Raw genomic sequence first — 13,140 nt, 5'->3', positions numbered from 1 at the left:
AATTAATATGATTTTATCAAGAAAATTTGGTGCGGCGATGATTATATCTGGCACTTGTATTGGTGCTGGAATGTTAGCAATTCCTGCGACTGTAGCTAGCTGTGGTTTTTTGATTGGCTCGATACTGATTATTTGCATTTGGGCATTAATGACTTTCACAGCTTTAGTCTTAGCAGAAGTTAATTTAAAGATGGATGATGGTGCTAATTTTGTCGAAATGACAAGTCAGACTCTTGGTCCTATTGGTGTTGTTATCATTTGGGTTTGCTACGTGCTACTACTTGATTCACTTATAGCTGCTTATACTGTTGGAGGTGGCTCACTAATCTCGACAACTCTTAGTAGTCTTGGTATTAGTTTATCAGAAAAAACTACGTGTATTATTTTTATACTTATCCTTGGGGTTTTTATATACATCAGTACTAAAATCATTGACCATATTAACAAAATTATGTTTTCTGGTAAACTTTTGGCATTTTTATTATTGGTTGCTATACTTATACCTCATGTTTCACTAGATCATCTTAGCTATCAAATCAAAAATCCAAATTTTATTTGGGTAGAGTTTCCAATACACTAACTTCATTTGGCTTTCATCATATAATTCCTACTCTTAGAACTTATGTAGGATCAAATAAAAGATCTTTACGCCAAGCTATTATAATAGGAAGCTCGATACCATTAGTAGTGTATTTATTATGGATTTTTGCGACTCTTGGCTCATTACCAGTTACTACACCAAGCGGTATTCTTGGTAAGCATTCTTGTGAGATAACCTCGGTGATAATCGATCACTTTAGCACTAGCTCTGGCTATATCTCAACAATATCATTTTTATTTGGTTTCTTTGCTTTAGCAACATCTTTTCTAGGAGTAGCTCTAGGACTATTTGACTTTAATCGTAGCACTTATAAAATTTCTAAGAACACCCATAAACATAAAATACTTGCTTTTATAATAACTTTCTTATCAGCATATATTTATGCTACCGCTTATCCTAATGGTTTTAAAACAGCTTTAGGCTATGCCAGTATTTTTGTTGCTGTATTACAGGTAGCTCTACCTGTTATGATGCTATGGGTTATTAACTATCGCAAACAAAAAGCCTTAGTAAGCTCTTCAATTACAGCTTTACTAATAGTAATTTATTGCTATTGTTATTATTGCTATACAAATTCTGAACTCTTTTGACTTATTACCGTTAAATTAAAGACTGTAATTTTAAATTTCATATTTTAGGTTAGTAAAATCACAATACCGACAAATATAGGTAATATTACTGAAGGGAATAACATTAATGTAAAATACTCTCCTGAAATCTGAACCCAAATGACACTCGCCTCATTACCTATCACAAACATTATCATACATGTCGCAAAAAAAGGTATCTTCCAAAGATTATCGGTATTACCGCGTAGAACTCTGCCTATCTCAATGCCCAAATCAGTAGTAGTTCCAGTCATATGTGTTGTACGAGCAAAGCCTCCAAAAAATAGGGTAGTAAAACTATTTTGCATCCCCATTGCCATTGCTAAAAATAAATCATCAATAACACGATAGTTATTAAAAATATCTATAAGCAAAGTACCTGTAAGCATTACAGCACTTTGTAAAACTAATGTTTTAGTATGATCTTCTGATATCACATAAACATCAGTTTTCATGATAACACCATTTATAGCTGCTCCAACAACAAGCCCAGCAATAAGTATCGCTACTTTATACATAAAAAACCAATCTGAACCGGCTATACTATGGCCCAAAATTCTTAAGTTTCCAGACATCACCGCGACACTGGCACCAAAAGAGTTATACAAAACTACACTATCAATCCAACCAGAATTAAAAATTAATATAACCGTAATAAAATAAGTAAAAGCCATTTTTCGTAAACACTTTCTTACCCTCCTCCTTTAGCGTTTAGGAGCTATTTTATAGCTTTAGAATAAAAATTATTTTTTAATTTTGTTATTCTTCAGTATGGTTCTTTATCAAGCATTTAAGTCCTTGTGGCCTCTTACTAAGAGTCTTAGATAAAGAAATTCTTTTTGTAAATATATGTGATAATTTCATATTTACCTCCTTTTTAAACTTCGACATATAACCTTCTTTATCAAATTAAATTTGTAGAGAGGTAAAGATTAAATATACAAAGAAGTATTTACTTTGTCAACTTATGTAACTAACTTAAGTTACACTTGGACTGTTGATTAGCTAGCTAAAGATTTGACTTTTTGAAGCTAAACAAAGTAAAGTATATATTTTCAAGATTAAAGCAATCATAGACAATAAACTATAATTGGTGAAATTATGCAAACTCTACAAGCACTAAAAACTCGTAAATGTGTCAGGCAATTTTTAGATAAACCAATTGCTCAAGAAAAACTAGAACAACTCTTTGATGCTGCAAGATGGACACCTTCTAATAAAAACACTCAACCATGGAAAATAGCCATAGTTAGTGGACAAAAGAAAATAGACCTTATGGATAAAATTCTAGTAGCTTATAATAATAATGAAAAACCTCGAATGGAATATGAATACAGTGGCGATATTCCACTAGAAGGCAAGCTTAAAGAGCGTGCTGTCAAGTGTGGACATGATTTATATAATGCCCTAGGTATAGCTAGAGAAGATAAACAGCAGCGCATCGAACAATGGGAAAAGAACTACCTTTCGTTTAATTCGCCTACTGCAATGTTTATTTTTAAACATCCAGATACTGGAATTAGCTGCTACATCGACTGTGGAATGCTGATACAATCGATTCTTTTAGCTGCTACTGATTTAGGATTAGCAACATGTCCACAAGCATCTCTAGGTCATTATCCTGATATAGTTAAAAAAGGATTAACAGGATTTGATGATTATACTCTTTTATGCGGTATAGCTATAGGTTATGAAGATACTAGGGCTGCTGTAAATAATTATCGCACTCAAAGAGAAACTATCGATGATATTGTTACTTTCTTTTAATTCTTTAGAAAACTATATTCTGATGTTACTATGAATTAATAAGCTAACTATACCAAAGCGATATATCCAATGAGTGCTATCAATAAAGATATAATTGAAGCAACTTGCTATTTTCTCAAACTAGTAGAATTAGGATCATATAGCTCAGTGAAAAATACTATAATGTAGAAAGTTAAATACTATAAAAAATAAAATAGAAATACTCGAAAAATATCTTGATCTTAAACTTATAAGAAATGTACAGAATCGTATATCTCCTACTAGTGATGGTATGAAATACTTTCACTCTTGTAACAAAATATTTAATGATATTGAAAACACCATCCATAATGTAAAGCAAAGTGGTTTTACATAGCGCCAATTGATAAAAATACTTGGCACACCATTATTTATCAAGATAATAATTGATTTAGCCTTACCACAAATACAACAAATAAATAATGATGCCTTTAACTTTGCTCTTGATAGCTAGCAAGTTGACAACTTTAATGGTAGTCAGTTTCAGTTTGATTCTTATAATGTTATACAAATATTCAATAAATATCTTGAGCATATAGATCTTGATGACTGGATAGTTTGCTCATCTGTAGATGCAGTTAAGCTGCTAGCTTATGTATATGGTAATAGAAAGTTTGTAAAATTTACATAACAATCCCGAAAAAGTTCTCGAAGCACCTCTTGTTTTTAACATATATGATTTTTTCTAGGTATAAATGAGTTAAACATAGCAATAAATTATAAGCTCAACCTTGATAATATCATGTTCACTGTCGATAATGAAATACAAAAGGTCAACCTACTTAAGAGTGAAAACACTATAGGCTTTATGCCAAAGTTTTATTACGATGCTGTACTAAAGTTATGGTAGTATCATAAAAGTAGAAGGATTTGAAATAGAATTTCCTTTAGAGTCCTACCTAATACTTGTTTATAAACATTCCAAATATAAAGATGAGCTCCTAAAAATCGTTAGATCAGTTATAAAAAAGATACAACTTCAATACAATAAAACACTTTATTTCTAAACCTTGCTCTTAAAATATAATAATTCTGTAATAGCAACTGTTGTATTGCATGTACAAATATCACAGTTAGACCAATATATACAAAAATCTCATGGATATCTTTGATTTTGACAACATCAGCTCTTGGTAAAACTGGCGTGATTGACGGTAAACTAAATGGAATTGTATAAGTTCCTTTAGCACTTATTATACACCAACCCAATACGGTATAGTTATTAACCAAATATACAGAAAACCATGGACAAGTTTAGTAACTATTGCCTTAAATTTACTATAGACAAGTTGCTGACCAATAATTGGAATTCAACAAACTTTCTTATAAATAAGCGTAAAATAGTCAAAAATAGCACTAAAAACTATATACAGACGCTATGTCTTCATAACATCATGGAATAATGTCTCTTTACCAAAAGCACTTCTAAACTCTATTGATATAAAAGCTAAAGTTATAAGAATGACCATAGTCCAATAGATAAATACCATAAGCTTATTTATTTTTGTTTGTATTAATTTTAGGGGGTAATTTTTGAATACGCTAAATTATAATCTTTTTGTATTTTAATAGAAGTTTTTTATGACATAGGCTTTTTTAGAAACTACCAAAGATATAGTAAATTACAGTATATATTATGCTAGTAACAACTATACACGCGGGAATAGTCAAAATCCAAACGGTTGCCATTTTCTTGACGACTTTCCAATTTACGCCTGAGTCAGCATAACCAGCACCCATAATAGAACCTGATGCAACTTGAGTCGTACTAACTGGCAAACCAATATGTGAAGCTCCTAATACTAAGATTCCCGAACTTAACTCTGCTGAAACAGCATTAACAGGCTCTAGTTTTGACAGCTTGGCACTTAATGTTTTAATTATTTTTTTACCTCCAGATAATGTCCCTAATCCCATAGCAACACCACAGAGTATAATAACCCAATCAGGAACTTGAGTAGACTTGACAAGCCCAGCACTTAGTAACGCTAGAGTTATTATCGACATCGTCTTTTGAGCATCATTAGAACCATGAGAGAAAGACAATAAACTAGTAGATAACACCTGCATTTCTCTTATGTACTTATTTGTGTTTCTTACCATAAAGAACCGCATAAAAATATTTAACAACGCGATACATATTATCAATGCTAAAAAGAATGCCATAACAGGTGAGCTCACCATTGGAATCAAAACTTTATCAACTACAGTCATGTAGTTTACATTCTGATAGCTTGAGCTAATAATCACCGCACCAACTAAAGAGCCTATCAAAGCATGTGATGAGCTTGAAGGAATTCCAAAACTCCAAGTAAAAAAGTTCCAACTTATTGCTCCAAGTAATGCAGAAATCAAAACAATATCTGTAATGACATTAGTATCTACTAAACCTTTTGATATCGTTACAGCAACTGCTGTACCAAAGAAAGCTCCTAAAAAGTTTAAAAATGCTGCTAAAGCTATTGCTTGATACGGAGTTAGCGATTTAGTTGCAATAGGTGTTACAACCACATTTGCTGCATCATGAAAGCCATTTGTAAATTCAAAAAACAATGCTATTACAATAATCGCTATAAGCACTGATGTGATCATCTTATCTACCTTATTAGCTAAACTTCTTTAACGTATAATCTCATAATAGACTCAGCTACTGATGTGCACGTAGATATCGCACTTTCTATAGCCTTATATATATCTTTAACTTTCATGATAAAAATTACATCACCTTCCTCATAGTGAGAGAATTTCTTAAGCGCATGACCTAATTCTTCTAAAATATTTTCATCTAATGCTGTAAGTCTTATGTAAAGGTTTTTAAGCTCTTTATAATCACCGTTGACAAAAGCTTTCATCATATCATCTAAAACTTTTGTCATTTTACGTAATGTTTCAACACTATTAGCTAGATATATATTTACATTACCTCTTTCTTCTTCCATCAATATCTGCATATATCTATGAATCTTAACAATTCTTCGATTTAATTTTAAAAGTAAAGTAGTAATATTATGTAGCTCTACCCTATCAACTGGAGTAACAAAATAGCGTGCTAATTCATGATCCATCTTATTAGCTACTTCAACTGTTACTGTTCTTGTTAATCTTAGCTCTTCAGATAGTTCAGATATAGTTAAATTATCTTCTTCTTTAACTAACTTATCAAGGATTCTAGCTGAGTCTTCAACAGCTTCTGTTGCCTCTATCATTAAATCAAAAAAAATTTTATCTTGACTTGGAATCAAACTTTTAACCAGCTTACGTAGCATTTATATAATCTCCTAACTACTTAATTATATTTTTTGAGTATGTTAACAGTTTAAAGTTTATAACAAAAAAATAAAGAATAACAACAAGAAATCATTTTAAAAAAATATTTTAAAAAATATTGCTTTTATACATCAATCTAAAATAATAATCTACCCTCTTAACCCTAAATTTAGCGTTTTTTTATAAAAAGTCGTACATTTTAAAGTAAAAAAGCAACTATTTAAAGTTTTTTAGTGAAAAACATTTACTCAATAAGTTGCTTTACTCTAGTATTTTCTCTTACTGCCTCTTCTAAACTTACTAGTTTAAACTTAATTTTAGTATTAGGCGCAAATTATAACAGTTTGTTAATATCTGCTGCGATAACATTTTCTATACGCGGATAGCCTCCTTACAGTTTGACGATGTCGCAACAACACTATTGGAAATTGGAGCTAATTTTATTGTACCGTCTGTTACAGGTTGGGAGATCATTTCTATCTTTTGTGCATCAAGAGCAACACCTTCTAAAGATAAGCCTATTTGACTAGAGTTTGCTGAAATTGTCCAAGAGTTTTCGAAAAAAGAATTATCTTTGAGAATATTGTACTCTGGACCCTTGAACACTTTTATTAGATTATTACTATAAACCTCACTTATATAACTTGTAAGTTGTGGTGATCTTGTCTTTTGTATTTGTGACTCGGCTTTAACTGCTAAAATAAACGTATGAAAAACTTTCTTTATACCTTTAAACTTTAGCTTATGCCCTTTGTTAAGCACGAAAACTTGGTTGTAGCTCACTTTTGTATGGAAATCTATACAAGTTGTCTTCATAGCTAGCGCTATATAAGCAAACTAAAGCGTCTTGGTTAGCTGTAATTTCTGCTGGATAGATCATCTCAATAGCTTGGAAATTACTAGGCTTATCATCAAGATTATAAGCTATAATAAAACTAAGCTGATTGAGCACGGTGGGGGGGGGTGATATACCCTTTATCTTGTGAGCCATATTGACGTAGTGAAACAGCAAAGACCAAACCACCCTTAGTTGAGAAAATATCTTGCATAAACTTAACCTTTATTTTTATACAACTGCTGTGCTAATTCTAAGGCTATATTGCTATCTGATATGTATATAATTTGAGATTTAAAAATAAACCTTCTCATCAGCAATTTTGATAAATCCTTGTTTGAGCTGATTATACTGCTCTACAGCTAATTGCACATAATCAATCTCAGCATTTGTCTAACCTCGAGGTATTAGCATCGGATTATTATCATTATCAAGCCATATAACCTCTTTCTGTAAAACTCTCATTAATAGTTTTTATACCTTTTTCTTTGGCATATTCTCTGACCACACTAAAAGGACTAACAACCAGTTCATCTACATCATTCTTAATACACTACTCTATGAAGGTTTTTGCTAGTTTTTGTTTAACATTTAACTGATTATATAAAGCTCTATATGGCTTTATAGCCTTAATCTTACTATCAAATAACGCAAATTGTTCATCAAAAGATTCACATAAAGTAACATGATTAATATCAATCACTTTTCTACCGAAATTTTCTTTGTCTTGGTATGAGATATGGGCTACAATCTTGACATTTTTCTCTCTACAAAGTTTACATAGTCATCAACACTTGCCTTTATCTCCTCCGTGCCTACCACAAGCTATATTTGATATATCTATATAATCAACAAGTTTATCATCAATTGGATGTACAACATCTCACTCACCTAAATCACAGTTTATTTAAAAGCATTATTTATTCCTAAAAATTATTTTATCGCCAGCACTAAATTTAGCAAAATCTTTAAAATCAGATATTCTAATAATATTCCAGTCACTTGGAGACTGCTCTGGAAAAATTGTAGTTTGCAAGCCACCAATTGCAACTGAGCCTACATCAATTCTAGTTCGTGGTGTCGCTAAACGCGGCAAGCTTAAGCTTTGATCTAACCCTAGTAAATATCTAAACCAAGTATTTCAGCTGCACTGTGCAAATCCGCTCCAGTATAACTGATATCGATATAATGTCTTTTTGCATCGATACTAGCACTAAGATATATATTTCTAATTTTAGCTAAAATAGCTCTTTCCAAATCATAAATATCCTGATTGTCAAAGTGAAAAACTATCGAGTTATATGCTGGAACAATATCGTAAATAGCAAACTTACGACAAAAACTAGTATCTTTACTAAAATACTGGTAAATATTTAAAATTTTAAGGTTATCCTCTAAACACAATTTGTTACTAATATTATAGATAAAAGAACTTTCATTTAAAAAGTAATGATTCATAAATAGTACCTTACGAAATAGTTAGTTATTTAAAGTTATTTGCCATTTATTAGCGAATTTTTAAGGTTTTCTGGCATCAAACTTATATAATTGTTATTAGTCCAACTATTGCACTGATAGATATTATTCCAACCGCCAAGTAGTCAGATATAGCTTTAGCAAGGAAAAAGCATAAGAATGACAATTAGACCCCCAAAAACACCAAAATCAATATTATAAGCTAAAACAAAGCCTGTATAGCGAATTTCTTTGGGTAAGCACTCCGTAAATAGCACCATAATATTGCCATAAATATATACCAAATATCGTCCCATCACTACAAAGAAAACTATTAATAAATCATTATTTGCTTTATCATAAAGCATACATTGCTAATGATAGTACTACCATCAAAACTAAACCAAAAGCTGTAATAGTTTTTATTTTGAAGTACTTTGTCAGTCTTGCAGCAATACTGCATGTAATGATAAACATTATAATGCTAATAGTTGTAAATATTGCAACATTAACATCCAATTGTTTTAGAGTTTGCTTGATGATATTCGGCAAAATTGTGATCTGAAAATAAGCAACGACAGCACCAGAAAAACACAGCAGAATCATATAAACTAAAGCTTTTATAATTTTTGATTATAATTTTTGTTAAGCTAATATCAGATTTTTTTGTCTTTTTCTCATCACTACTATGCTTAATGAAAAACGATAACACCACAGTATAATTACTATACCAAAAAGCATATGCCAACCACCACTTACCATAGCTTGGTTAGGTATAAAGTACCTAATAACTTGGAAAGTCGCTATTGCTAATAAGATCCAGCCGAAGGCACTAGTAATGACATTAACACCAGCTTTGACCTTAGCATACAGTGTAGATTCAGCTTCTACTAAGATAACAACCGAACCACTATATTTATCCACCTATTACGATACCTTGTAATATTCTAATACCACAAATAATAATGGTGCTAATATGCCTATAGCCGCATATGATGGTAATAATGCCATACAAACAGTAGACACCTCATAAAAAATGCTTCTAATGCTAAGGGTAGTAGAGCGACTTTTTTATCGCTAATATAACCAAACATTATACCTCCTAATGGGCGTGCTAGAAATTCAGTAGCGAAGGCACAAAATGCTATTTACTTAAGTCTTACAACTAAAACATCAACATTTGCTTCATGCAAAATACTATTTGCCGTTGAACCTAAGAAAAATCTACCGATAGCGCTTCTTCTGTGACTTCCAACAACAATTAGATCATTTTTATTTTCTGCTGCTTTTTCTAATAAACTATTTGAGATACCACCAATCATTACTGATTTTTCACCAGTTATAGCATTTTTCTCAGCAAATTTCTTAAGCGCACTCTCAACCTTATCAGTCGTCATTAATGAAATACTGTCGTTTGGTATCACAAAAGCAGTATCAATTTTTGCACCATATAGCTTGGCAACATCTTTTGCTTTATTAACAACAACACAAGAGTCATTTTCAAGATCAGTCGGCACAAGCAGACTTTTGTAATTATGTGCTTTGCTATCTGCATTTTCATCATCACTAACTCTTACAGTTAGCACATCACACTTAGCCTTATGCAATACTGCATTAGCTACAGACCCTAAAAGTAGGTTAACACCATGAGTAGCATGAGACCCTAAAACGATAACATCACAGCCACTTTCTTCTGCATAAGCAACTATTTCTGCAGCTGGGTTACCAACTAGTACTTCATGTTCAACTTTAATTCCAGAGATTTTAGTAACTAGTTTGTCTAAAGCTTCTTTTGCTTCTTGTTCAATAGAGTGCTGAAAATCAACGATTGATGGCATAAACGGAGCAACACAATCAATAACTGTGACAACTTTTAAAATTTGAGTATTATTCTTTTTAGAAAAATCTACCGCTGAATTAATCACGATATCAGCACTTTCATAAACATTTACTGCTAATAAAATCTTTTTGTACGCCATTAGAATTCACCCAACTTATTCTTCTTTCTAATTTCCATTATAGCAAACAAAAATAAAAAAGCATTTAATTAAACATCAAAATTTATTTTTATAGATTGTCGTAAAATATCGCCAAATTTGTTTAGGGATTGGCTTTTGTAGCTCAAAGACATAACTGACAAGTTTTTTGCTAGCATTTAACTCTTTAGCCTCTAAGCACTTAGATACCAAACCTAGAAAAAAATAACTATCCTGCTTATTTACTCTAGCAAAAATATAACTTTGATAGCTATTTTCAGCAAGTGCTTTTTCTAAAGGATCATCAAGTGTTTTTGCCGCTTTAGAATAATATGAAAAAGCCTGTTGTGAGAGAAATTTATTATCATATACACCAAACTTTTTATGCTCATCTTTATCATAACTATTATCACCACTTAAAGCTACAGCGATGAGAAAGTTAGTAGTATAGTTTGCGATAAAGTCAAGAATCACAACAAATTTCTTATCTTGATATTTACGCAAACCTCTTCCTAGTTGCTGGATATAGACTATGGCACTTTGAGTTGGTCTTAGCAGAATAATTTGATTAATACACGGGATATCAACTCCTTCATTAAAAATATCAACTGTCACAATAATCTCAAGCTCACCACTCTCAAGCTGTGCTATAGTTGTTTGGCGCACCTGCTCAGAATCTTGACTTGATAAGGCTTTAGCCTTTATGCCTTTATCACTAAGTTTAGTAGCAAGTTCTTTTGCCTCATCTACATTACTCACAAACATTAGTGCCAATCTAGATTGACCACTATAACCATAAAAATTGATCTTTTCGACAATATGCTCAATACGGGCATCACTAACCAATTTAGCAAAGTTTTTAGCTAAAATCTCTTCGGACTCAAGATACAAATCTTCAACAGCAAAATAATGAAACGGGTATAGTAAATCTTGCTCTAGGGCTTGATGAAGTCTAATTTCATAAGCTATATTGTAATCAAATAGTTTAAATATATCAGCAGCATCACTACGCTCTGGAGTAGCTGTCATTCCAAGCAAAAATTTTGGCTCAAAGTGTGCTAAACTTTTTTGTAACTTTCAGCTTCGGCGTGATGAACTTCATCTATGATGATATACTCAAATTCTTGGCTTTTAAAATTAGTCAAAACTTTGGGATTTTTAAGTGTCTGTACTGTGGCAAATAAATACTCTGCCGAAGTTTTATTATAACCTGTATACAAGCCTAAAGTTTTATTGCTAATAACTTTAGCAAAAGTCTCTTTTGCTTTTATAGTGATATTTGTACGATGCACTATAAATAAACATCTTTTTGATTTTATTCTTGCGACATCAAAGGCACTTAAAAAAGTCTTACCAGTACCAGTAGCACTGATTATTAACGCTTTATTTTTGCCGCTATCTCTTAACTGCTGTAAACTCTCAAGAGCCTTATGTTGAATTTTATTTGGCTGTATTCTAGGACTTATACAATCAATACTTATACTAGCTAACTTACTAGCACGCTGATATATATGAATATACTCATCCAAGATATCGCTAGGATATTTCGCTTTAGCAAAAAGATAATCAAACTCTGCAAGAATTTGTTGTGTTGTTATATCAGTTAAAGTTGTCTTAAAAAGCAAATTCCATTCATTATTAATTGTAAGAGCGGATTGAGTTAGATTTGAGCTACCTAGAATTATCTGCCAACTATCTTTACTACGAAAAAAGAAGCTTTTAGCATGAAAGTTTTCATCATTAAGGACTTTTAACTCAATATTGTCAAACTCAAGGAGTTTTTCAAGCGCTTTTGGTTCGGTAAAATTTAAATAACAACCTGTGAGAATTTTACCTTTTATACCTTTAGCTCTTAGCTGGCGTAATATCTCTAAGATACACAACTCCACTAAAGGTAACAAAAGCAACACTTATGATAAATTCTTCACAATTCTCAAATTGATTAATAATCTCATCTAATATTTTTGATTTTCTAGAGTTTGTAAGGAATTGCTTAGAATCTTGAATAATTGCTTATATCTTAACAGGTACTGTAGAGTCAAGATTAGCCTGACCCTTTTTACTTTTACCTCAACAGTAAACTTGGTTTGTTTGCTTAGCTACACCACAAGTGTAGGTTCTTGCCATGCTTAGTCTACTAAACTGGATATCAGTTTTGACTTTCTGCGGTGTCGTAAAATGTCCTTTCTCACCATTGCTAACCTCGCTATTACTACCCCAGCAATATACATCATCTTTATCATCTAGAGCACAATTAAAATCATCACCTTTGGTAACGTTTTTAATATCTTGTAATTTTTTATAATGTGCTTTTACTTTTTTGATTACATCAGTATTACTATATTGAGGTTTTTTATTTTATAATCACCACATCTTATTTGACCAGAACCATCAAAGGCACAATTATAGTTATCTGAGTCATCTTTGCTAAATTTACGGTTATATTTCTCTATCTTAGCATCATCACGATAATCATCATTTTTATAGGCAAAATTGCTATCTAATAAACGATCGTAAGAACTAAAAAATGTTTGTGTGAATGTATAACTTGCAAAAGCATTACTCCACAGTGATAACAAGATTACTACTAGAATACTTTTTTTCATAAATAAA

At 31.6% G+C, this 13,140-nt stretch carries 7 protein-coding genes and 7 pseudogenes; 2 read left to right on the top strand and 12 right to left on the bottom strand.

Annotation, left to right across the window (positions count from 1 at the left end):
- The first annotated feature begins 7 nt into the window (after window positions 1–7).
- Window positions 8–1,191 (top strand): annotated as a pseudogene (locus C9379_RS02295) (amino acid permease).
- Window positions 1,192–1,235: 44 nt separating this feature from the next.
- Here C9379_RS02295 and C9379_RS02290 read toward each other — a convergent pair.
- Window positions 1,236–1,883 carry a YoaK family protein gene (locus tag C9379_RS02290; protein ID WP_143384769.1) on the bottom strand — a complete coding sequence of 216 codons (648 nt, stop codon included), beginning with the start codon at window positions 1,881–1,883 and terminating at the stop codon, window positions 1,236–1,238.
- A 427-nt stretch (window positions 1,884–2,310) separates the two neighbouring features.
- Here C9379_RS02290 and C9379_RS02285 point away from each other — a divergent pair, with 427 nt between their 5' ends.
- Entirely contained in the window at window positions 2,311–2,976 is a 666-nt protein-coding gene (locus C9379_RS02285; protein ID WP_143384768.1) for a nitroreductase, read from the top strand.
- A gap of 978 nt (window positions 2,977–3,954) precedes the next feature.
- Here C9379_RS02285 and C9379_RS02280 read toward each other — a convergent pair.
- The 11 genes and pseudogenes from C9379_RS02280 to C9379_RS02225 all read right to left on the bottom strand — a co-directional run bounded on the left by C9379_RS02280 (window position 3,955) and on the right by C9379_RS02225 (window position 13,133).
- The gene (locus tag C9379_RS02280; protein WP_343377506.1) at window positions 3,955–4,224 is read right to left on the bottom strand and encodes a hypothetical protein; all 270 of its coding nucleotides are present in this window, start codon (window positions 4,222–4,224) and stop codon (window positions 3,955–3,957) included.
- A gap of 146 nt (window positions 4,225–4,370) precedes the next feature.
- A complete protein-coding gene (locus C9379_RS02275; RefSeq protein WP_318263308.1) occupies window positions 4,371–4,484 on the bottom strand; it encodes a cytochrome B in 114 nt (37 codons plus the stop codon).
- Between the two features lie 106 nt (window positions 4,485–4,590).
- Complete coding sequence (locus tag C9379_RS02270; protein ID WP_143384767.1) at window positions 4,591–5,586, bottom strand: inorganic phosphate transporter; 996 nt, start codon at window positions 5,584–5,586, stop codon at window positions 4,591–4,593.
- A 17-nt stretch (window positions 5,587–5,603) separates the two neighbouring features.
- The gene (locus tag C9379_RS02265) at window positions 5,604–6,260 is read right to left on the bottom strand and encodes a PhoU family transcriptional regulator (protein ID WP_143384766.1); all 657 of its coding nucleotides are present in this window, start codon (window positions 6,258–6,260) and stop codon (window positions 5,604–5,606) included.
- Between the two features lie 245 nt (window positions 6,261–6,505).
- Window positions 6,506–7,310 (bottom strand): annotated as a pseudogene (locus C9379_RS08705) (5-oxoprolinase subunit C family protein).
- Between the two features lie 339 nt (window positions 7,311–7,649).
- Window positions 7,650–7,925: pseudogene (locus C9379_RS08700) on the bottom strand (LamB/YcsF family protein).
- A gap of 87 nt (window positions 7,926–8,012) precedes the next feature.
- A pseudogene (locus C9379_RS02245) lies at window positions 8,013–8,554 on the bottom strand (carboxyltransferase domain-containing protein).
- Between the two features lie 35 nt (window positions 8,555–8,589).
- Window positions 8,590–9,582: pseudogene (locus tag C9379_RS02240) on the bottom strand (MFS transporter).
- A gap of 117 nt (window positions 9,583–9,699) precedes the next feature.
- Window positions 9,700–10,530: a universal stress protein gene (locus C9379_RS02235; protein ID WP_143384765.1), complete on the bottom strand. Its 831-nt coding sequence runs from the start codon at window positions 10,528–10,530 to the stop codon at window positions 9,700–9,702.
- Between the two features lie 75 nt (window positions 10,531–10,605).
- Window positions 10,606–12,537: pseudogene (locus C9379_RS02230) on the bottom strand (DUF3427 domain-containing protein).
- A pseudogene (locus tag C9379_RS02225) lies at window positions 12,521–13,133 on the bottom strand (RCC1 domain-containing protein). Before C9379_RS02225 ends, C9379_RS02230 begins: the two co-directional pseudogenes overlap by 17 nt.
- Between the last annotated feature and the right edge of the window lie 7 nt (window positions 13,134–13,140).

The organism is Francisella-like endosymbiont (assembly GCF_003069505.1).
Lineage (GTDB): Bacteria > Pseudomonadota > Gammaproteobacteria > Francisellales > Francisellaceae > Francisella.
The sequence above is the reverse complement of the archived record's forward strand: the minus strand, read 5'-3'. Positions and strand labels throughout refer to the sequence as shown.

Bases quoted from the DNA above. Each gene is read 5' to 3' on its own strand.
- C9379_RS02265 (WP_143384766.1), bottom strand. From the start codon at position 6,260: ATGCTACGTAAGCTGGTTAAAAGTTTGATTCCAAGTCAAGATAAAATT.
- C9379_RS02270 (WP_143384767.1), bottom strand. From the start codon at position 5,586: ATGATCACATCAGTGCTTATAGCGATTATTGTAATAGCATTGTTTTTT.
- C9379_RS02235 (WP_143384765.1), bottom strand. From the start codon at position 10,530: ATGGCGTACAAAAAGATTTTATTAGCAGTAAATGTTTATGAAAGTGCT.
- C9379_RS02290 (WP_143384769.1), bottom strand. From the start codon at position 1,883: ATGGCTTTTACTTATTTTATTACGGTTATATTAATTTTTAATTCTGGT.
- C9379_RS02285 (WP_143384768.1), top strand. From the start codon at position 2,311: ATGCAAACTCTACAAGCACTAAAAACTCGTAAATGTGTCAGGCAATTT.
- C9379_RS02275 (WP_318263308.1), bottom strand. From the start codon at position 4,484: ATGGTATTTATCTATTGGACTATGGTCATTCTTATAACTTTAGCTTTT.